This is a genomic window from Clostridium boliviensis, from assembly GCF_033342255.1.
Classification (GTDB): Bacteria; Bacillota; Clostridia; order Lachnospirales; family Lachnospiraceae; genus Lacrimispora; species Lacrimispora boliviensis.
This window is the reverse complement of the sequence record NZ_JAWONS010000146.1, coordinates 1-522: the sequence shown is the minus strand read 5'-3', so window position 1 is coordinate 522 and position 522 is coordinate 1. Positions and strand designations below refer to the sequence as shown.

The following is a 522-nucleotide window of genomic DNA, read 5'->3' as shown; positions in this document are numbered from 1 at the left end:
ACCTCGCCCCCCCTGCTCCCGGCACCCGGCCCCATATCGATGACGTGGTCCGCCGCCTGGATCACCTCCTCATCATGTTCGATCACCAAAAGGGTGTTGCCCAATTCCTTCAGACGTCTCAATGCGCGGATCAGCCCCCGGGTATCCCGGGGATGAAGGCTCACGGTCGGCTCGTCCAGGACATAAACCACACCGGTCAGCCCTGAACCGAGAACGGACGCCAACCGCAGCCGCTGGGCCTCTCCGCCGGATAGCGTGGCGGCCGGACGGTCCAGGGACAGATAACCGAGCCCCACCTCGATCAGCCGATCCATGCGCACGACGATTTCCTGCAGGATCGACGCCACCAGCTGCCGCTGATGCGGCGTCAGCTGCTCCCGCAAAGCACGAGCCCAGTTGCGGGCGTCGGTGATGGAACGGGCAGCGATTTGATCGATCGAAGCTCCTCCCAGGGTGACGAGCCGGCTCTCCTTCTTCAGCCGGGCTCCCCGGCATTCCGGGCACGTCTTCGACACAAACAAC

The 522-nt window shown here is 64.6% G+C and carries 1 pseudogene; it reads right to left on the bottom strand.

Annotation, left to right across the window (positions count from 1 at the left end):
• A pseudogene (locus RZO55_RS10090) lies at positions 1-522 on the bottom strand (hypothetical protein); the annotation flags it as partial.